Source organism: Paenibacillus sp. W4I10 (assembly GCF_030816325.1).
Classification (GTDB): domain Bacteria; phylum Bacillota; class Bacilli; order Paenibacillales; family Paenibacillaceae; genus Paenibacillus; species Paenibacillus amylolyticus_B.
In genome coordinates, this window is sequence record NZ_JAUSXX010000001.1 from 6020942 (window position 1) to 6040307 (window position 19366).

19 protein-coding genes, 4 tRNA genes and 4 rRNA genes are annotated in these 19366 nt (G+C 46.9%); 25 read left to right on the forward strand and 2 right to left on the reverse strand.

Translation table 11 applies throughout. The features are described from left to right. The first annotated feature begins 3 nt into the window (after positions 1–3). From QF049_RS27005 to QF049_RS27070, 14 genes are all read left to right on the forward strand, one after another. A complete protein-coding gene (locus QF049_RS27005; RefSeq protein WP_091039171.1) occupies positions 4–312 on the forward strand; it encodes a KOW domain-containing RNA-binding protein in 309 nt (102 codons plus the stop codon). A 3-nt stretch (positions 313–315) separates the two neighbouring features. Further along, entirely contained in the window at positions 316–531 is a 216-nt protein-coding gene (gene infA / locus QF049_RS27010; protein WP_017692098.1) for a translation initiation factor IF-1, read from the forward strand. A gap of 152 nt (positions 532–683) precedes the next feature. Next, the gene (rpmJ, locus tag QF049_RS27015; protein ID WP_003333770.1) at positions 684–797 is read left to right on the forward strand and encodes a 50S ribosomal protein L36; all 114 of its coding nucleotides are present in this window, start codon (positions 684–686) and stop codon (positions 795–797) included. Positions 798–817: 20 nt separating this feature from the next. After that, on the forward strand, positions 818–1186 hold the full coding sequence (gene rpsM / locus QF049_RS27020; protein WP_062329455.1) for a 30S ribosomal protein S13: 369 nt from the start codon (positions 818–820) through the stop codon (positions 1184–1186). 19 nt (positions 1187–1205) lie between these two features. Next, entirely contained in the window at positions 1206–1601 is a 396-nt protein-coding gene (gene rpsK, locus QF049_RS27025; protein ID WP_017692100.1) for a 30S ribosomal protein S11, read from the forward strand. A 136-nt stretch (positions 1602–1737) separates the two neighbouring features. Beyond that, complete coding sequence (locus tag QF049_RS27030; RefSeq protein ID WP_017692101.1) at positions 1738–2682, forward strand: DNA-directed RNA polymerase subunit alpha; 945 nt, start codon at positions 1738–1740, stop codon at positions 2680–2682. A gap of 34 nt (positions 2683–2716) precedes the next feature. Next, positions 2717–3082 (forward strand): 50S ribosomal protein L17, encoded by a 366-nt coding sequence (gene rplQ / locus QF049_RS27035; RefSeq protein WP_017692102.1) that lies wholly within the window; start codon positions 2717–2719, stop codon positions 3080–3082. Positions 3083–3241: 159 nt separating this feature from the next. After that, complete coding sequence (gene truA, locus QF049_RS27040) at positions 3242–4015, forward strand: tRNA pseudouridine(38-40) synthase TruA (protein WP_307541926.1); 774 nt, start codon at positions 3242–3244, stop codon at positions 4013–4015. Positions 4016–4220: 205 nt separating this feature from the next. Then, positions 4221–4658 carry a 50S ribosomal protein L13 gene (rplM, locus tag QF049_RS27045; RefSeq protein WP_024633564.1) on the forward strand — a complete coding sequence of 146 codons (438 nt, stop codon included), beginning with the start codon at positions 4221–4223 and terminating at the stop codon, positions 4656–4658. A gap of 19 nt (positions 4659–4677) precedes the next feature. Further along, positions 4678–5070 (forward strand): 30S ribosomal protein S9, encoded by a 393-nt coding sequence (gene rpsI / locus QF049_RS27050; protein WP_017692105.1) that lies wholly within the window; start codon positions 4678–4680, stop codon positions 5068–5070. Between the two features lie 723 nt (positions 5071–5793). Beyond that, positions 5794–6486, forward strand: a complete 693-nt coding sequence (locus QF049_RS27055; RefSeq protein WP_124118836.1) for a phosphoadenylyl-sulfate reductase — start codon at positions 5794–5796, stop codon at positions 6484–6486. 23 nt (positions 6487–6509) lie between these two features. Further along, positions 6510–7679, forward strand: a complete 1170-nt coding sequence (gene sat, locus QF049_RS27060) for a sulfate adenylyltransferase (RefSeq protein WP_307541928.1) — start codon at positions 6510–6512, stop codon at positions 7677–7679. 68 nt (positions 7680–7747) lie between these two features. Further along, on the forward strand, positions 7748–8503 hold the full coding sequence (gene cwlD / locus QF049_RS27065) for an N-acetylmuramoyl-L-alanine amidase CwlD (protein ID WP_105602464.1): 756 nt from the start codon (positions 7748–7750) through the stop codon (positions 8501–8503). Positions 8504–8582: 79 nt separating this feature from the next. Further along, a complete protein-coding gene (locus QF049_RS27070) occupies positions 8583–9683 on the forward strand; it encodes an Mrp/NBP35 family ATP-binding protein (protein ID WP_272907843.1) in 1101 nt (366 codons plus the stop codon). Positions 9684–9769: 86 nt separating this feature from the next. On the opposite strand, the gene gerD is transcribed toward QF049_RS27070, so the two are convergent. Next, positions 9770–10522, reverse strand: coding sequence for a spore germination lipoprotein GerD (gerD, locus tag QF049_RS27075; RefSeq protein WP_124118833.1), 753 nt, complete (start codon positions 10520–10522; stop codon positions 9770–9772). Between the two features lie 125 nt (positions 10523–10647). Between gerD and QF049_RS27080 the strand changes: the two genes are divergently transcribed. After that, positions 10648–11280 carry a KinB-signaling pathway activation protein gene (locus QF049_RS27080; RefSeq protein ID WP_047841115.1) on the forward strand — a complete coding sequence of 211 codons (633 nt, stop codon included), beginning with the start codon at positions 10648–10650 and terminating at the stop codon, positions 11278–11280. 101 nt (positions 11281–11381) lie between these two features. Here QF049_RS27080 and pdaB read toward each other — a convergent pair whose 3' ends face one another. After that, a complete protein-coding gene (gene pdaB / locus QF049_RS27085; protein ID WP_124118831.1) occupies positions 11382–12158 on the reverse strand; it encodes a polysaccharide deacetylase family sporulation protein PdaB in 777 nt (258 codons plus the stop codon). A gap of 122 nt (positions 12159–12280) precedes the next feature. Between pdaB and QF049_RS27090 the strand changes: the two genes are divergently transcribed. The 10 genes from QF049_RS27090 to QF049_RS27135 all read left to right on the forward strand — a co-directional run bounded on the left by QF049_RS27090 (position 12281) and on the right by QF049_RS27135 (position 19361). Further along, complete coding sequence (locus tag QF049_RS27090) at positions 12281–12898, forward strand: stage II sporulation protein M (RefSeq protein WP_124118830.1); 618 nt, start codon at positions 12281–12283, stop codon at positions 12896–12898. A 153-nt stretch (positions 12899–13051) separates the two neighbouring features. After that, positions 13052–13282: a hypothetical protein gene (locus QF049_RS27095; protein ID WP_017692114.1), complete on the forward strand. Its 231-nt coding sequence runs from the start codon at positions 13052–13054 to the stop codon at positions 13280–13282. A 477-nt stretch (positions 13283–13759) separates the two neighbouring features. Then, a 16S ribosomal RNA gene (locus tag QF049_RS27100) occupies positions 13760–15312 on the forward strand. A 158-nt stretch (positions 15313–15470) separates the two neighbouring features. After that, a 5S ribosomal RNA gene (rrf, locus tag QF049_RS27105) occupies positions 15471–15587 on the forward strand. A gap of 36 nt (positions 15588–15623) precedes the next feature. Further along, positions 15624–15700, forward strand: a tRNA-Ile gene (locus tag QF049_RS27110). Positions 15701–15722: 22 nt separating this feature from the next. Then, positions 15723–15798, forward strand: a tRNA-Ala gene (locus QF049_RS27115). A 207-nt stretch (positions 15799–16005) separates the two neighbouring features. Further along, positions 16006–18933: ribosomal RNA gene (locus tag QF049_RS27120) — 23S ribosomal RNA — on the forward strand. A 75-nt stretch (positions 18934–19008) separates the two neighbouring features. Continuing rightward, a 5S ribosomal RNA gene (gene rrf / locus QF049_RS27125) occupies positions 19009–19125 on the forward strand. The 16S, 23S and 5S rRNA genes sit together here with 4 tRNA genes alongside, the layout of an rRNA operon. An 84-nt stretch (positions 19126–19209) precedes the next feature. Next, positions 19210–19285 (forward strand) — tRNA-Asn (locus QF049_RS27130). Positions 19286–19288: 3 nt separating this feature from the next. After that, positions 19289–19361 (forward strand) — tRNA-Thr (locus tag QF049_RS27135). The last annotated feature ends 5 nt before the right edge of the window (positions 19362–19366 follow it).

The window sequence follows — 19366 nt, forward strand, 5'->3', positions numbered from 1 at the left end:
GGCATGAACAGTCAGTCTAATCCGCAGCTCGGTCAACTTGTGAAGATCCGTAAAGGCCGCAATGCGGACCAAGCCGCAGTAATTGTTGCTATAGCGGACAGTAAGTTCGTATATATTGCGGATGGAGACAAACGTAAGTTTGATCAACCAAAGAAGAAGAATCTTCTTCATCTTGAACTCCAGCCCATGATTAGCAGCGAGGTTGTGAACAGTTTAAACGAGAGTGGTCGGGTGACAAATGGAAAGCTCCGTTACGCGGTTCATTCATTTCTGGAATCCACCAACATTCAAGCTGAAGAGAAAGGAGACTGACTAATGGCTAAGGAAGATGTCATTGAAGTGGAAGGTACGGTTCTCGAACCGCTACCGAATGCAACATTCAAGGTTGAGCTTGAGAACGGTCATCAAATTCTCGCTCACGTTTCCGGAAAACTGCGGATGCACTTTATCCGTATCCTGACTGGAGACAAAGTAGTTGTTCAGTTGTCGCCTTATGATTTAACAAAAGGTCGCATAACTTACCGTAAATAGTAGTAGACAGTTGCAATGAACTGTGAAGCTTATGTAGCGGGTTTTGCCCGGCAAAACTTGCGAAAGCTTCGAAGCCGGTTTTACAATAGTAGAACAAGGTCAATGCTTACGAAGAGGGTTTTGCTTAGCAAAACTTTGAGGAGGTAATTCACATGAAGGTAAGACCTTCGGTCAAGCCGATTTGCGAAAAATGCAAAGTCATTCGCCGCAAAGGGAATGTTATGGTTATCTGTGAAAATCCGAAACACAAACAAAAACAAGGTTAAAGAAGGGGGTGTAGCGTAAAATGGCACGTATAGCTGGTGTGGATTTGCCACGTGATAAGCGCGTTGAGATCGCCTTGACTTATATTTTCGGAATCGGTAAAACGACTTCCCAGAAAATTCTGAGCACAACAGGCATCAATCCGGACACTCGTGTTCGTGATTTGACGGAAGATGAAGTCAGCAAATTGCGTGAAAGTATCGATAAAGAGGTCAAAGTAGAAGGTGACCTGCGTCGAGAAATCTCTTTGAATATTAAACGTTTGACGGAGATCGGTTGTTACCGTGGAGTTCGTCATCGTCGTGGTCTGCCTGTTCGTGGACAACGTACGAAAACGAATGCTCGTACTCGTAAAGGTCCTCGTCGTACAGTAGCGAACAAGAAGAAATAATAAGGGGGGATAAGAGAAAATGGCTAAACCGAAAAAAGTCGTACGTACTAAACGTCGTGACCGTAAGAATATTGAATCTGGCGTGGCGCATATCCGTTCCACTTTCAATAACACTATCGTTACTATTACGGATCCTCACGGAAATGCAATTTCGTGGGCAAGCTCCGGCGGCCTCGGATTCAGAGGTTCCCGTAAATCGACTCCGTTTGCTGCACAAATGGCTGCTGAGACTGCTGCCAAAGCTGCAATGGAACATGGGATGAAAGCCGTTGAGGTTATGGTTAAAGGACCAGGCGCAGGCCGTGAAGCAGCGATCCGCTCTTTGCAAGCTGCTGGTCTTGAAGTTAACCTGATCAAAGACGTAACTCCAGTCCCGCATAACGGATGCCGTCCTCCAAAACGTCGTCGTGTCTAATGAGATTTGCCCCTGCGTGTGGTATATTTCCGGCACAATCTGCTAATAATGGTTGTTTAGGCATACTACTACATGTTTTCGCAAGAGAAGGTAAATGTTTCATAGAGGACCGACGTTTTGAAGGAGGGGTATTGCAGTGATTGAAATCGAAAAGCCGAAAATTGAGACGGTAGACGTCAACGATGATGGCACCTATGGGAAATTCGTAGTAGAACCGCTTGAGCGCGGATACGGTACGACGCTTGGAAACTCGCTTCGCCGAATCTTGCTCTCGTCACTGCCGGGTGCGGCAGTGTCTTCGGTTCAAATCGATGGCGTTCTGCATGAATTTGCTACAGTTCCTGGCGTAATGGAAGATGTAACGGAGGTTATTCTTAACCTGAAAGCTTTGTCGCTTAAGATTCATTCGGATGAGGAGAAAGTGCTCGAGATTGATGCTGAAGGCGAAGGAGCAATTACGGCTGGAGATATCCGTGCTGACTCCGATGTGGAAATCCTTAACCCGGATTTGCACATTGCTACGCTCGGACCAGGTTCGAGACTTCACATGCGTATTTTTGCCAATCGCGGTCGCGGCTACGTCCAGGCAGATCGGAATAAACGCGATGACCAGCCGATCGGCGTCATCCCAGTCGATTCCATCTTCACCCCGATCAGTCGCGTTAACTACGCTGTGGAAAATACGCGTGTCGGTCAAGTGACCAACTATGACAAGCTCACGTTGGAAGTTTGGACTGATGGAAGTATTCGTCCTGAAGAGGCTGTAAGCCTCGGCGCTAAAATTTTGACTGAGCATTTGATGCTCTTCGTGGGTCTTACAGACGAAGCGAAAGATGCAGAAATCATGGTCGAAAAAGAAGAAGACAAAAAAGAAAAAGTACTCGAAATGACGATCGAAGAGCTGGATCTCTCTGTTCGTTCCTACAACTGCCTCAAACGTGCCGGTATTAATACCGTGCAAGAGCTGACTACGAAAACGGAAGAAGACATGATGAAAGTCCGTAACCTCGGACGCAAGTCTTTGGAAGAAGTTCAAGAGAAGCTTGAGGAACTTGGTTTGGGACTCCGTACAGAAGAATAGACAGCCGAGTGCTTGAAGTGAAGGAGGGAAAACAATGGCATACCAAAAGTTGGGCCGTAATTCCAGCGCACGTAAAGCTTTGTTCCGTGACCTGGTAACCGACCTGTTCTTATACGAACGCATTCAGACAACTGAAGCGAAAGCAAAAGAGGTTCGCTCTATTGCTGAAAAACTGATCACTAAAGCGAAAAAGGGAGATCTTCATGCCCGTCGCCAAGTGGCAGCTTATGTTCGCCGCGAAACTATCGATGGTGAGCAAGATGCAATCCAAAAACTGTTTAGCGAATTGTCCGGTCGTTACGCTGAGCGTCCAGGTGGATACACTCGTATCTTGAAACTGGGACCTCGTCGTGGTGACGCAGCGCCAATGGTTTACTTGGAACTGGTAGACCGCGCGTAAAACAGATGAGATGAGGAAAGGGGACAGAATCAACGATTCTGGATTAACCCTTTTTTTCTCTTCATTTCGGAATTCGTGCTGTAATAGAAGCTCCGTAAGGGGCTTCTTTTGCTGTTCGGGATAGGGATATGTATAGTATGGAACAAAGGTGTGGTATTAATGCGGAACTTATGTATGACGTTAACTTATGATGGCACTGCCTATTACGGCTTCCAAGTACAGCCGGGTGGGAATACCATTCAGGATTATCTTGAAGATGCGATTCGTGCTTTAACCGGTGAGAAGGTTAAAATTACAGGTTCAGGCCGAACAGATGCAGGTGTTCACGCTCGCAGACAGATCTTCAATTTTCCTACGGAGTCCCAGATCCCGATTGAACGTTGGTGTATTGCGCTCAACTCCAGACTGCCATCCGATATTGTCGTTATTGATGCGATTGAAGTTTCGGCTGATTTTCATTCTCGCTATGCAGCGAAAAAGAAAACGTATCGTTATACAGTCAATGCGAATCAATTTCCGGATGTATTCAACAGAAGACTGCAGTATCATCATCATGCGAAGCTTGATATTATGGCAATGCAGGAGGGCTTACGACATTTCATAGGGACGTATGATTTTACCTCTTTTGCTTCACGCAAGTCTCAGAAAGAGAATCATGTCCGTTCGGTATACGAAGCATGGATGGAAGTGGACCGATCAATGTGCAGAGACCATCCGCGCGATCAGGGTGTCATTCACATTTATGTGAGTGGTAACGGCTTTTTGCAGCATATGGTTCGTATCATTGTAGGGACACTGCTGGAGATCGGAGAGGGCAAACGGAAAGCCTCTGATGTACCAAATATGATTGCTGCATGTAATCGATCTGCTGCAGGACCTACTGCAGTTAGCTGCGGTTTAATGCTCTGGGATCTTGAATACAAAAAAGATTGAATTTGGTGAGTGAAAAGCTTAATTAACACTTGCGATTTAACCGCCTATCATGTAATATAAAAGTTGTGTTTTCTTAATGGCTTTCCCACAGCCCCAATTAAGAGGTTCACATCAAATTTACAATCCATCAACACCTAAAGTTATAATTTAACGAACGAAGATAAATGAAAATGATGATTTTGAACATTTTAAGGAGGAACTTTTCATGCGTACTACGTACATGGCGAAGCCTAACGAAGTTGAGCGCCAATGGCACATCATTGATGCTGAAGGCAAAACCCTCGGACGTTTGGCGAGCGAAGCAGCAGCTTTGATTCGCGGCAAACACAAGCCACAATTCACTCCACATGTGGACACTGGCGATTTCGTTGTTATCATCAATGCTGAGAAAATCGTATTGACTGGTAAGAAAATGCAAGGTAAAAAATACTACCGTCACTCCATGCACCCAGGTGGTTTGAAAGTAACTACAGCTGAAGAGATGGTTAAAAACAAACCTGAGCGTATGTTGGAATTGGCTGTTCGCGGTATGCTTCCTAAAACTCGCATGGGCGAGAAAATGAAGTTGAGACTTAAAGCGTACAGAGGCACTGAGCATCCACATGCAGCACAAAAACCAGAAGTTTACGAACTTCGCGGTTAATTAAAAGGAGGACAGTTTCATGGCACAAGTACAATACTATGGGACAGGTCGTCGTAAACATTCGGTAGCACGTGTTCGCCTTGTACCGGGTGAAGGACGCATTGTCATCAATAAACGTGATATTAATGAATACTTCGGTTTGGAAACACTCAAACTGATCGTAAAACAACCACTGAACTTGACAGAAACGCTCAACAACTATGACGTTCTTGTTATTGCTCATGGTGGCGGAATCTCTGGTCAAGCCGGCGCAATCCGTCATGGTATCTCCCGCGCTCTGCTCAAAGCAGATCCGGAATACCGTGCATCCCTTAAAAAAGCAGGATTCCTGACTCGTGACCCACGTATGAAAGAGCGTAAAAAATACGGTCTTAAAGCGGCTCGTCGCGCACCTCAGTTCTCCAAACGTTAATATTAAAAGCCTTTGGCCTCGGTCAAAGGCTTTTTTATATATTCATGACTATTACTGCCTTTTTTAAGCCCTCATAATGTCCCTCAGTACAGTCCTATAATATGTACGTTAATACATCTCATCTTACTGAACCTCTCCAATCGTTTTAGCTCATTGGATTTGTTCTTATGCTCTTACCCATCGCTCACCACAAATTTTATAACAACTCCTTATAAAATCATCTGTTAGAACTCACTCCTGATTTCTCGAATGCCTCGGCTTATTGTTTTTGCACTAATTCTTTAGTGCAAACCTTATCAGTATTTCTTATGGAAACGATAAAAGTCCCTTACATATCAACCGTTAAATGTCGCAACGCGACTCCCCTTAAAACTTCTGCTTTTCGTCCTTCATCTTCAATCGCCCAGTGAATTTTTGATGTTGCTCTTTGCGACATGAACTATCCAAACCCAGCAGCAGCAAAGGTTTCACAGGCCAAGAGATGTACTTATACCTGCTTAATGACCTGAGCCAATAGCATTGTTTTTATCTCGTTAACAGAGAAATGGATAAATTGAACGAAAATATTGTGTGAGAGCGACGATTAAAAATGGTCAAAAACTGATTTATTTTACCATATGGCAGGCATTGACATCCCCAATGAAAGATTTATACTAAACATAATTCATATTTGATTAGTCGGCTTTAGGGAGTATTGAAATGCAGAATGGGGGAAATTCACAGATGAACTTGTTGGAGAAAGAAGAATTGGCACGGACGAAGGCAGAGGAACTGGAACATGCTAGTCCGGAGGATATTATTCGTTACGCTATTGAAACATTCCCAAATATCACTTTTGCATGTAGCTTTGGTGCAGAAGATGTTGTACTTGTAGATATGTTGCAGAAGATTAGCCCATCCACAGATATTTTTTATCTGGATACAGATTTTCACTTTAAAGAAACATACGAAACACGTGATAAGATGCAGGAGAACTACAACCTTGAATTTGTACGCGTGTCACCTAAGATTACTCCGGAAGAGCAGGCAGCTCAACACGGTGAAGAGTTGTGGAAGTCTGATCCCAATGGGTGCTGTAACATTCGCAAAGTCGAACCGTTAACACGTATTCTTTCTCAGTATGATGCATGGATTACAGGTATCCGTAGAGATCAAGCACCAACTCGTGCAAACTCAAAGAAGGTTGAATATGATTCCAAATTTGGCCTGATGAAGTTTAATCCGATTGCGCACTGGACGACTGAGGATGTATGGCAATATATTCGTGACAATAACGTTGTATATAACCCTCTTCATGATCAGAACTACCCAAGTATTGGTTGTGAGCATTGCACACGTCAGGTTATGCCTGGTGAGGACCCTCGTGCTGGACGCTGGTCTGGTAATGATAAAACGGAATGTGGTCTTCATAAATAATAGATATACAAGGAGCTGACAAGATGACATCGATTCTGCCTCATGGAGGTACGCTGGTTCAGCGTATCGTACAAGGAGAAGAACGGGAGCAGTTGTTGCAAGACAGTAAAAACTTATCCTCTTTGCTTATTAATACCTGGACGATATCAGATTTGGATCTGATTGGTGTAGGTGCTTTCTCACCACTTCAAGGTTTCTTGAATGAGGAAGATTACCTTTCGGTGGTGTCTCGCATGCGTCTTGCTGATGGAACAGTCTGGAGTATACCGATTACACTTGCTGTTGATGATAAACAAGCCGCATCCCTCCAGATTGGTGAACGTGTGAAACTTGTTGGTGATCAAGATGGAGTCACATATGGATTGCTCGAAGTCCAAAGTATATACCAGGTGGATCAGGGTGAAGAAGCCCGGCGTGTATTCAAAACAGATGATCCCGAGCATCCGGGTGTTAAAAAACTGTTGGAGCGTCCTGCAACATACGTAGGAGGTCCAATCCAAGTGTTGAACCGTCCAAAACCTTCGAAATTCGAAGAATTCTATTATGATCCTGCCGATACCCGGAAAATCTTTCAGGAGAAGGGTTGGAAGACCGTAGTTGGTTTTCAAACACGTAATCCGGTCCATCGGGCTCATGAATACATTCAGAAGAGCGCTATGGAGATTGTAGACGCACTCTTCCTGAATCCGCTTGTTGGAGAGACGAAGTCGGACGATGTTCCCGCAGATGTTCGGATGAAGAGTTATTTGGTATTACTGGAGAACTATTACCCGGCTGATCGTGCGTTTCTTGGTGTGTTCCCCGCAGCCATGCGGTATGCCGGTCCACGTGAAGCTATTTTTCATGCGATGGTTCGCAAAAATTACGGGTGTACCCACTTTATTGTTGGTCGTGACCATGCGGGTGTTGGTGATTATTATGGAACATATGAAGCACAGGAGATCTTTACTAACTTTACAGCAGAGGAACTGGGGATCACTCCGTTGTTCTTCGAACATAGTTTCTTCTGTACCAAATGTGGAAACATGGCATCCAGCAAAACTTGCCCACATGATAAAGAACATCATATGGCGCTTTCCGGCACCAAAGTACGCGGGTTGCTCCGTGAAGGCCAGTGCCCTCCACCTGAATTTACACGTCCTGAGGTAGCTGAGGTGCTGATTGAAGGAATGGCGGAGCAAGTCCGGTCCTAGCGGTATATTTGTCCATCTTGTCCCATATAGATGATTAGAGTCATTTATAGGGACGAGGTGGTTTTTTTATGCGTAAAAATATGGGGAAACACTTTGTAGTCTGGGTTAGGCTAAAAACAATCAAAAGGGTCATGCTGAGTCTCTGTCTGCTGGCCATGTTAGTGGCGGTAATGTCCTATGAACTGCCGTCCGCTAAGACTTCAGGTTATTGGAGTTTGCCGATGGCGGGTAAAGTCATTGCCATTGATGCAGGACACGGAGGTCCAGATGGAGGAGCGGTAAGTAAACAGGGGGTTATTGAAAAAGATATCAATCTGTCTATCGCCCTGTATGTGAGAGATTATTTGCAACAGGCAGGGGCCTTAGTGGTGATGACACGAGAAATAGACACTGATTTGGCGGAATCGGACACCAAGGGGTACTCCAAACGCAAGACAGAAGATCTGAAACAAAGAGTACGGCGGATAGAGGATAAGCAAGCAGATCTCTTTATTAGCATTCACATGAACAGTGTCCCTTCCAACCGATGGAGTGGAGCTCAGGTTTTCTATACAACTAACCATCCGGATAACGAAGGTTTGGCTAATCTGCTTCAACAAGAGATGGTTCGTAATCTGGAGAATACAGATCGAATCGCCAAAACGGTGAATACGGTTTATCTGTTACAGGCTCTGAAGATCCCTTCAGCGCTGGTAGAAGTGGGTTTCCTTTCTCATCCGGAAGAGGCACGTATGCTTGCCGACGAAGCTTATCAGCGCAAGGTAGCTGCTTCAATCTATAATGGAATTCTCAGATATTCTTCAGGAGAACGGCCTAAAAGTTAGTCAGAACAAGAAAGGTAATGATATAATTGGATCAGCATACCTAATTACATGCCAATAGATAAAGCTGAGGTGCTGTCTGATGTTATCAAAAGAACAGATACTTGAACTATTACAGCCATTACAAGAACCGCAATTGGGAGTAAGTCTGACCGAACTGGAATGGGTTCGAGATATTATGGTGAAAGAAAATCATGTGGCTCTGACCATAGTGACACTGGAAAATCGACCTGAGGATACAACAGCCTTGAGTGATGCAGCGCGTAATCTGTTGTCCCAGCACGGACTGAAGGATGTACATATTCGTGTGCGTGCAGCTTCTGAGCATGATCGTGAGAGCCTGAATATGGGACAACCCGATGATGAGCCAGATCGGGACGAAGTGCTCGTAAAAGGTCACGCAGCGGGTTTAGATGGACATGAGTTGTTAAGTCCAGAGTCGGGTGTTCGTTTTATTGCTGTGGCCAGTGGTAAAGGTGGCGTTGGTAAATCAACGGTAACCGTTAATCTCGCTGCAGCATTGGCACGTCAAGGCAAGAAAGTGGGCTTGATTGATGCGGATATCTATGGTTTCAGTGTACCCGACATGATGGGGATTGAAGAATATCCGGTCGTTGAAGATGGCGTTATTCAACCGGTTGAACGTTTTGGCGTCAAAGTCATGTCGATGGGCTTCTTTATTCGGGAGAATAATCCGGTAATCTGGCGTGGACCCATGCTAGGTCGGATGCTGCGTCAATTCTTTACGGATGTCCAGTGGGGCGAATTGGATTATATATTACTGGATTTGCCGCCAGGTACGGGAGATGTTGCTTTGGATGTGCATCAGATGTTGCCACAGAGCAAGGAAATCATCGTTACCACTCCGCATGCAACAGCAGCTTTTGTCGCAGCACGTGCGGGTGCGATGGCCATTCAGACCGATCATGAGTTACTTGGTGTGGTTGAGAATATGGCTTACTATGAATGTGGCAGTTGCGGAGAGAAGGATTATGTCTTTGGTCGTGGAGGCGGGGGAAGACTTGCGGAAAGTCTGCATACAAGCTTGCTTGCCCAGATTCCATTAGGCACGCCGGATAATCATCCTTCCGAGCCTGATTTCTCACCTTCGGTTTACAAAGCAGATTCCCGTATAGGGGCTATCTACGATGAAGTTGCCCGCTCCATTGAATCCAAATTCTAATGGTATGAGTGTTATAAATACAAATAAAGCCTGCGTCCATTCGGATGCAGGCTTTTCAGTTTCTGTAATATACCAACATCTACTGTTTATGAACCTCCACCGCCGCCAGAATCTCCACTTCCACCATCTCCGCCATCACTACCACCTTCGCCCTGACCGTCTTGCTGTCCGCCTTGCTCTTCCCCTTGTTTTCCGCCACTTTCCACTTTCGGTTGCAATTCGTCCTGTACTACCTTCTTGAGCAAAGTGAGTACTTCCATGCGGAACAACGGGTTTTGCATCACTTCTTGCATGACAGTCATCGTTTGTTTACGATAATCCGGAGTCTTCGTCATATCCATGAACATCTTGGATACCTCAGGTGACTTCATGATGTCTTCAACAGACTTTTGATATGTGGGATCTTTAATCAATTGCATATGAAGTTGTTTACTTTGTGCGTTGATCACTTTGGCAAATTCACCCGCAAACTGCGGATCGGTCATGATCTTTTCGAATTCCTTTTTGTATTCGGGAGCTGTAATGGTATCTTTTACTGCAATACGTATTTGTTCCGAAGATTGCACAGGCATTAACATTTTCATACCAATGGATCCCGAAGCGCCACCCGAACCGCCGCCTTCTTCAGAACCGCTGCTTCCGCTGGATGAGCTTTGACCTGTAAGAGCTTCCTCCACCGCTTTCTTGCCTTCGTCACTTTTCAAAATATCTACAACCATTGTTTTCATCTCTTTATAACTGCCCTGAGGAGGCGAAGAACTCTGATCTGAACCGCAGCCGGCAAGCATGACGGATAGCCCCAGTACGACACAGCATAGCTGCCACAAAGGCCGTTTCATGTGTACAATCCCTCCTTGATTAGATACTGGATGTAGTATGTGATGGGAAAGGGGGAAATATGTTGAGCAATGATGGTTTTTTGCTGAGAAGGTTGGTAAAATAAACACTCGGGGGTGGAAAACTTTTGAATTTACGTAGATGGTTTTTCCTGTTTTGGACAGCCTTGCTTATTGGGGCCGCGGGAGCATTGGGTACAGGATTGATTATGATGCTGGTGAACGGGGAGAAAACAAATGGATTGAATGATTTTCTTCTGTATCTTTTGATCCTATTTGGATCAGGGGTTATGATCAGCGTGTATTCACAAATGGGTTTCTTTGCATATCTGATATTGAATTATATGGGTAAAGGTGTATTTCCAAAGCGCGGTTGGCAGATCGTGCAGATTGTACTAACGGTGTTAGCCCTGCTTGACGTGATGTTTTTACGTCTGTTTGTTGGGGGAGACCGGGAGCGCATATCGGATATTGTGTTAGGTATCATTATTTTGGCAGCTGCAATTGTTACCGCTTACGTTAAAGTAAAGCTAACTCATATCTCCGCGCTTGTACCCACACTCTTTTTCATGATTGCGGTCACCATAGTGGAGACGATCGGCGTATTACGTATTGATGTGAATGCTGCAACCATATTTATTGTGGTTCCCTTGCTCTTATGTAATGCATACCAAATGCTGATATTGCACAGGCTGGTGGATGTATCTACGAACCGGAGTGTAAGTGGAAAGGCAGAACAGTTGAAAGAAAGCCGAGCATAGAATTCATTTTGCATAAAAAAACATACCAAAAAGAGCTAACCTGGTTAGCTCTTTTCAACTTTTACACTCGTATTTGAGCTGTAGCCCAAGCAATCTACCAATTATTGACCGCTGGCTTGATCACGAACTTCCTTACCTTCTACACTGGAATGGTTAAGCAACTCAGACACGGTTACGAATTCATAGCCCTGGTTTTTTAATTTGTCGATAATGACAGGGAGTGCCTCATGCGTTTGTTTAGAAGAATCGCTTGCATGCAGCAGTACGATGTCCCCTGGATGTGCCTTGCTTACTACGCGATCAACAATCGTCTGTACACCCGGGTTTTTCCAATCCAAGGAGTCGGTATCCCACTGCACAACCTGATAATTCAGACTATTGGCTACCTGAAGCACACGCTTGTCAAAGTCCCCGTTGGGCAGACGTATTAATTTCGGTTCTTTTCCCGTTAAATCGGTTAAAATGCTATGAGCTGTCGAAATTTCTTTGCGTATTTCTTCTTCGGTCAGGCTGCTGTAGTTTTCATGTCTGTGACCATGGCTGCCAATTTCATATCCTGCCTCTTTGATGGCAGTAACAATTTCGGGGTGTGTCTTGCTCCAGGGGGAGGAAAGGAAAAAGGTTGCCTTCTGCACTTTATTCTCCTGAAGAACTTTCAGAATCGGCTCTGTCCGTTTATCTCCCCAGCTAATGTCAAAGGTAAGTGCAATTACCTTCTTCTCGGTTGGAACGCTGTAGACGGCTGATGGTGCTTCCTCCGAGAATACGGAGACATTGCCACTCTCCAGATAAATAATACCGATCGCAAAGATGGCAGCAACGAGGACAATCAGGTACCGTTTAATCTTTTTGCCGCTAAATACATAGAACGAGTTCATTTCAATAAGCGCCCCTCTCCCATAAGAAATGCTTGTTTACTCTCCAATGTATGCTCGTACTCCCCAGTTATTCGTAACGAAACCTTGTTTGTCCATCATTTTAGATTCTACAGGAGGTTATTATGTTAAAATTCAGTACATTTCTTAGAGATCTTGGTTCCATCCGCAGTGCATTAATCTGGTCCGTAGTTTTATTTGCTGTTGGTATAGGGGCAGGATGGGTGAGTACAGGGCCACTGGAAGAACTATTATTGAACCAAATCGGAGGATTACGTGAAGTCAGTGAACGGCTGGAGCAGGGGGGCAATGTGCAATGGAACTTCTTCCTGTTTATCTTTTTCAATAATGCCATCAAAAGTGTACTTGTCATCTATGCCGGTATATTCTTCGGAATTCTGCCTCTCATCTTCCTGCTGATCAATGGGATGGTCCTTGGATTTGTGGTGCACACCACGATGAATTATGGAGCAAGCTTCTATGATATTGTGGTTAAGGGTTTACTTCCGCATGGCATTATTGAGATTCCGGTCATTATCATTGCTTGCGCCTTCGGACTGAAATTTGGTGGTTTGGTTATCAAAAGCCTTACGCAACTTGGAAGTGACAAGCGAAATACGATGGGTACCCGGTGGAGAGCATTCATGAATAGGACGTTAACGGCATCCTTCTGGGTTGTCATCTTGCTTCTTGTTGCAGCAATCATCGAAAGCACACTTACGTATACTCTGGTGAGAGGATAAAATTTTGTGCTGGTTGGCATTCATAAATTTTCAGAAAGTTGACCATAACAATAAAACGGGTTCCAGCAGCACCCACAAAAGCGAATGCACGGGGTGATGCATGAAACTTGTGTAAGTGTGATAAAGAGGCTATGCACAAAAAGGAGAACTCTAATGCTGGGTATGTTGTTTAACGAGAAGGAATGCAAGGAACTAGACTATGTGCTGCGTAAAGAATTAGATGAAATGCTGTTCGATCTGAGTGATAATCGTCTTGACCAAGAGATCAAATATGCTATCGCGAGCCGATATAAGACTGTGTTCCGCATGTATGCACGCTTTGCCCCGCCAAAAGAGTTGTCCAAGTATGCAAGAGGTGGGAAGCTGAAAAAGTCGAAGCCATAATGCTGAAGCTGGTCATATATTCGATTTACAGTAGTGGAAGTGAGGTGCGGCTCTTAATAGCGAGTGCTGTACCTCTGAAACATGAGAATGTGAAATTGTTAAGGGTTCATACTTTTTGTCGAAAAAGGGTTGACCTTTCTAATTTCATATGGTAAATTAATTTTCGTTCCTTTTTTAGGAGCGGTTCACCGAAACAAGCATGAAAATAAAGCGATTGAAAATAATCGAAAAAATAATGCTTGCAAAGAGAACTTCAACATGATATATTATAAAAGTCGCCGCTCAAACGACGACAACATGAAAAACAGCACTAAATTGAATGTTTGATCTTTGAAAACTGAACAACGAGTGAGTAAACATTCTGCTTGCAGAATGAATGCAAAAGTTTGAGACAAGCCTTGGCTTGAATCGACTGGAGCACAAATGAGATTTTAATCTCGTCAGATTCAAAATGAGCTTATCGCTCTTTTCAATACTTTATTGGAGAGTTTGATCCTGGCTCAGGACGAACGCTGGCGGCATGCCTAATACATGCAAGTCGAGCGGAGTTGATAGGAAGCTTGCTTCCTTGATACTTAGCGGCGGACGGGTGAGTAACACGTAGGCAACCTGCCCTCAAGTTTGGGACAACTACCGGAAACGGTAGCTAATACCGAATAGTTGTTTTCTTCGCCTGAAGGAAACTGGAAAGACGGAGCAATCTGTCACTTGGGGATGGGCCTGCGGCGCATTAGCTAGTTGGTGGGGTAACGGCTCACCAAGGCGACGATGCGTAGCCGACCTGAGAGGGTGATCGGCCACACTGGGACTGAGACACGGCCCAGACTCCTACGGGAGGCAGCAGTAGGGAATCTTCCGCAATGGGCGAAAGCCTGACGGAGCAATGCCGCGTGAGTGATGAAGGTTTTCGGATCGTAAAGCTCTGTTGCCAGGGAAGAACGCTTGGGAGAGTAACTGCTCTCAAGGTGACGGTACCTGAGAAGAAAGCCCCGGCTAACTACGTGCCAGCAGCCGCGGTAATACGTAGGGGGCAAGCGTTGTCCGGAATTATTGGGCGTAAAGCGCGCGCAGGCGGTCATTTAAGTCTGGTGTTTAATCCCGGGGCTCAACCCCGGATCGCACTGGAAACTGGGTGACTTGAGTGCAGAAGAGGAGAGTGGAATTCCACGTGTAGCGGTGAAATGCGTAGATATGTGGAGGAACACCAGTGGCGAAGGCGACTCTCTGGGCTGTAACTGACGCTGAGGCGCGAAAGCGTGGGGAGCAAACAGGATTAGATACCCTGGTAGTCCACGCCGTAAACGATGAGTGCTAGGTGTTAGGGGTTTCGATACCCTTGGTGCCGAAGTTAACACATTAAGCACTCCGCCTGGGGAGTACGGTCGCAAGACTGAAACTCAAAGGAATTGACGGGGACCCGCACAAGCAGTGGAGTATGTGGTTTAATTCGAAGCAACGCGAAGAACCTTACCAGGTCTTGACATCCCTCTGACCGGTACAGAGATGTACCTTTCCTTCGGGACAGAGGAGACAGGTGGTGCATGGTTGTCGTCAGCTCGTGTCGTGAGATGTTGGGTTAAGTCCCGCAACGAGCGCAACCCTTATATTTAGTTGCCAGCACTTCGGGTGGGCACTCTAGATAGACTGCCGGTGACAAACCGGAGGAAGGTGGGGATGACGTCAAATCATCATGCCCCTTATGACCTGGGCTACACACGTACTACAATGGCCGGTACAACGGGCTGCGAAATCGCGAGATGGAGCCAATCCCAACAAAGCCGGTCTCAGTTCGGATTGCAGGCTGCAACTCGCCTGCATGAAGTCGGAATTGCTAGTAATCGCGGATCAGCATGCCGCGGTGAATACGTTCCCGGGTCTTGTACACACCGCCCGTCACACCACGAGAGTTTATAACACCCGAAGTCGGTGGGGTAACCGCAAGGAGCCAGCCGCCGAAGGTGGGATAGATGATTGGGGTGAAGTCGTAACAAGGTAGCCGTATCGGAAGGTGCGGCTGGATCACCTCCTTTCTATGGAGAATCGTTTCCTGCAACGGAAACATTCAAATAAGCAGGTTCTTAGAACCTGCGACAGCGATTCATTTTGGTCTATCACTTCGGTGTGGATGAAATGAAGAGCACAAGCAACTCACTCGTTGCTCAGTTTTGAGAGCTCAAACTCTCAAACGTTTGGTGGCGATAGCGAAGGGGTTCCACACGTTCCCATCCCGAACACGACCGTTAAGCCCTTCAGCGTCAATGGTACTTGGACCGCAGGGTCCTGGGAGAGTAGAACGCCGCCAAGCGTAACCCATTTTGGGTTCAAATAGTATATATAATGTGGGCCCTTAGCTCAGTTGGTTAGAGCGCACCTCTGATAAGGGTGAGGCCGGTGGTTCGAGTCCACCAGGGCCCACCATCTATACCTTTAAACTTTATATGGGGCCATAGCTCAGCTGGGAGAGCGCCTGCCTTGCAAGCAGGAGGTCAGCGGTTCGATCCCGCTTGGCTCCACCAAAAAAATGTTTTACAAGTTTGTTCTTTGAAAACTAGATATCGAAACGAAACAAACGCGAATTAGAACATTCCTTTTTAGCTGAACTTGTGTTAAACAAGTTTCAATAAAAACGGTAGATTGCTGGAGCGAGTGATCGAGATGGAGCGACTTTTGGATTTGGACGTAGTCCAAACCAAGCGGAGCGACAGCTCGAACACGAGCGCAATGGTTAAGCTACTAAGAGCACACGGAGGATGCCTAGGCGCTAGGAGCCGATGAAGGACGTGGCGAACAACGAAACTGCCTCGGGGAGCTGTAAGCAAGCTTTGATCCGGGGGTGTCCGAATGGGGAAACCCAGCTGGGGTAATTTCCAGTTACTCACAACTGAATACATAGGTTGTGTAGAGGCATACCAGGGGAACTGAAACATCTAAGTACCCTGAGGAAGAGAAAACAATAGTGATTCCGTCAGTAGCGGCGAGCGAACGCGGAGAAGCCCAAACCAGAGAGCTTGCTCTTTGGGGTTGTGGGACGTCTCACATGGAGTTACAAAGGAACCGGTTAAGCGAAGAGGTCTGGAAAGGCCCGCCAAAGAAGGTAAAAGCCCTGTAGTTGAAAGTCTGTTCCCTCCGAGACGGATCCCGAGTAGTGCGGGGCACGTGAAACCCCGTATGAATCCGGCAGGACCATCTGCCAAGGCTAAATACTTCCTAGCGACCGATAGTGAAGCAGTACCGTGAGGGAAAGGTGAAAAGCACCCCGGAAGGGGAGTGAAATAGAACCTGAAACCGTGTGCTTACAAAAAGTCAGAGCCCGTTTTAGGGGTGATGGCGTGCCTTTTGTAGAATGAACCGGCGAGTTACGTTCCCGTGCAAGGTTAAGGTGAAGAGCCGGAGCCGCAGCGAAAGCGAGTCTGAATAGGGCGACATAGTACGTGGACGTAGACCCGAAACTGGGTGATCTACCCCTGTCCAGGGTGAAGGTGCGGTAACACGCACTGGAGGCCCGAACCCACGCATGTTGAAAAATGCGGGGATGAGGTGGGGGTAGCGGAGAAATTCCAATCGAACTCGGAGATAGCTGGTTCTCCCCGAAATAGCTTTAGGGCTAGCCTCGGAAAACAGAGTCGTGGAGGTAGAGCACTGATTGGGTGCGGGGCCCGCAAGGGTTACCAAGCTCAGTCAAACTCCGAATGCCATAGACTTACTTCCGGGAGTCAGACAGTGAGTGCTAAGATCCATTGTCAAAAGGGAAACAGCCCAGACCATCAGCTAAGGTCCCCAAGTGTGTGTTAAGTGGGAAAGGATGTGGAGTTGCACAGACAACCAGGATGTTGGCTTAGAAGCAGCCACCATTGAAAGAGTGCGTAATAGCTCACTGGTCGAGTGACTCTGCGCCGAAAATGTAACGGGGCTAAACACACCACCGAAGCTATGGCTTGATGCTTTGCATCAGGGGTAGGGGAGCGTTGTATAAGGGTTGAAGGTGTACCGTAAGGAGCGCTGGACATTATACAAGTGAGAATGCCGGTATGAGTAACGAAAAGATCAGTGAGAATCTGATCCGCCGAAAGCCTAAGGGTTCCTGAGGAAGGCTCGTCCGCTCAGGGTAAGTCGGGACCTAAGGCGAGGCCGAAAGGCGTAGTCGAAGGACAACAGGTCGAAATTCCTGTACCACCGTAAGCCGTTATGAGCAATGGGGGGACGCAGTAGGGTAGTGACGCGGACTGATGGATGTCCGTCTAAGCAGTGAGGCTGATGTGTAGGCAAATCCGCACATTGTAAGGCTGAGCTGTGATGGGGAGCGAAAATTAGAGTAGCGAAGGTCATGATCTCACACTGCCAAGAAAAGCCTCTAGCCAGGTGAAGGTGCCCGTACCGCAAACCGACACAGGTAGGCGAGAAGAGTATTCTAAGGCGCGCGGAAGAACTCTCGTTAAGGAACTCGGCAAAATGACCCCGTAACTTCGGGAGAAGGGGTGCCCCGGTAGTGTGAATAGCACGAGGGGGCCGCAGTGAAAAGGCCCAAGCGACTGTTTAGCAAAAACACAGGTCTGTGCGAAGCCGTAAGGCGAAGTATACGGGCTGACGCCTGCCCGGTGCTGGAAGGTTAAGGGGAGTGGTTAGGGAGCAATCCCGAAGCTGTGAACCGAAGCCCCAGTAAACGGCGGCCGTAACTATAACGGTCCTAAGGTAGCGAAATTCCTTGTCAGGTAAATTCTGACCCGCACGAATGGCGTAACGACTTGGGCGCTGTCTCAACGAGAGATCCGGTGAAATTTTAATACCTGTGAAGATGCAGGTTACCCGCGACAAGACGGAAAGACCCCATGGAGCTTTACTGCAGCTTGATATTGAATTTGGGTACGATCTGTACAGGATAGGTGGGAGCCTTTGAAACGTGAGCGCCAGCTTGCGTGGAGGCAACGTTGGGATACCACCCTGATCGTATCTAGGTTCTAACCTGGTACCGTAATCCGGTGCGGGGACAGTGTCAGGTGGGCAGTTTGACTGGGGCGGTCGCCTCCTAAAGAGTAACGGAGGCGCCCAAAGGTTCCCTCAGAATGGTTGGAAATCATTCGAAGAGTGCAAAGGCATAAGGGAGCTTGACTGCGAGACCTACAAGTCGAGCAGGGACGAAAGTCGGGCTTAGTGATCCGGTGGTACCGCATGGAAGGGCCATCGCTCAACGGATAAAAGCTACCCTGGGGATAACAGGCTTATCTCCCCCAAGAGTCCACATCGACGGGGAGGTTTGGCACCTCGATGTCGGCTCATCGCATCCTGGGGCTGAAGTAGGTCCCAAGGGTTGGGCTGTTCGCCCATTAAAGCGGTACGCGAGCTGGGTTCAGAACGTCGTGAGACAGTTCGGTCCCTATCTGTCGTGGGCGTAGGAAATTTGAGAGGAGCTGTCCTTAGTACGAGAGGACCGGGATGGACGTACCGCTGGTGTACCAGTTGTTCCGCCAGGAGCACCGCTGGGTAGCTATGTACGGACGGGATAAACGCTGAAAGCATCTAAGCGTGAAGCCCCCCTCAAGATGAGATTTCCCAGTATGTAAGACCCCTTGAAGACGACGAGGTAGATAGGCTGGGGGTGGAAGTGCAGCAATGCATGGAGCTGACCAGTACTAATCGGTCGAGGGCTTATCCAATAGCAAGTTGTAATTCGCATGTTTCGTTTCGAATCTAGTTTTCAGAGAACAACACTCTGAAATGTAAGCTACGCGTTTGGTGGCGATGGCGGAGGGGTTCCACACGTACCCATCCCGAACACGACCGTTAAGCCCTCTAGCGCCGATGGTACTTGGACCGCAGGGTCCTGGGAGAGTAGGACGCCGCCAAGCGAACTCTTTCATCATACATAGAAAACAGGCTCTGCATGTGGACGTTGTACGATGAATTGCATTTGCCATGCAAATGCATATTATTCCCTGATAGCTCAGTTGGTAGAGCACTCGACTGTTAATCGAGTTGTCACAGGTTCGAGCCCTGTTCGGGGAGCCATTTGCTCTCATAGCTCAGTAGGTAGAGTGCATCCATGGTAAGGATGAGGTCACCGGTTCGATCCCGGTTGAGAGCTTTGGA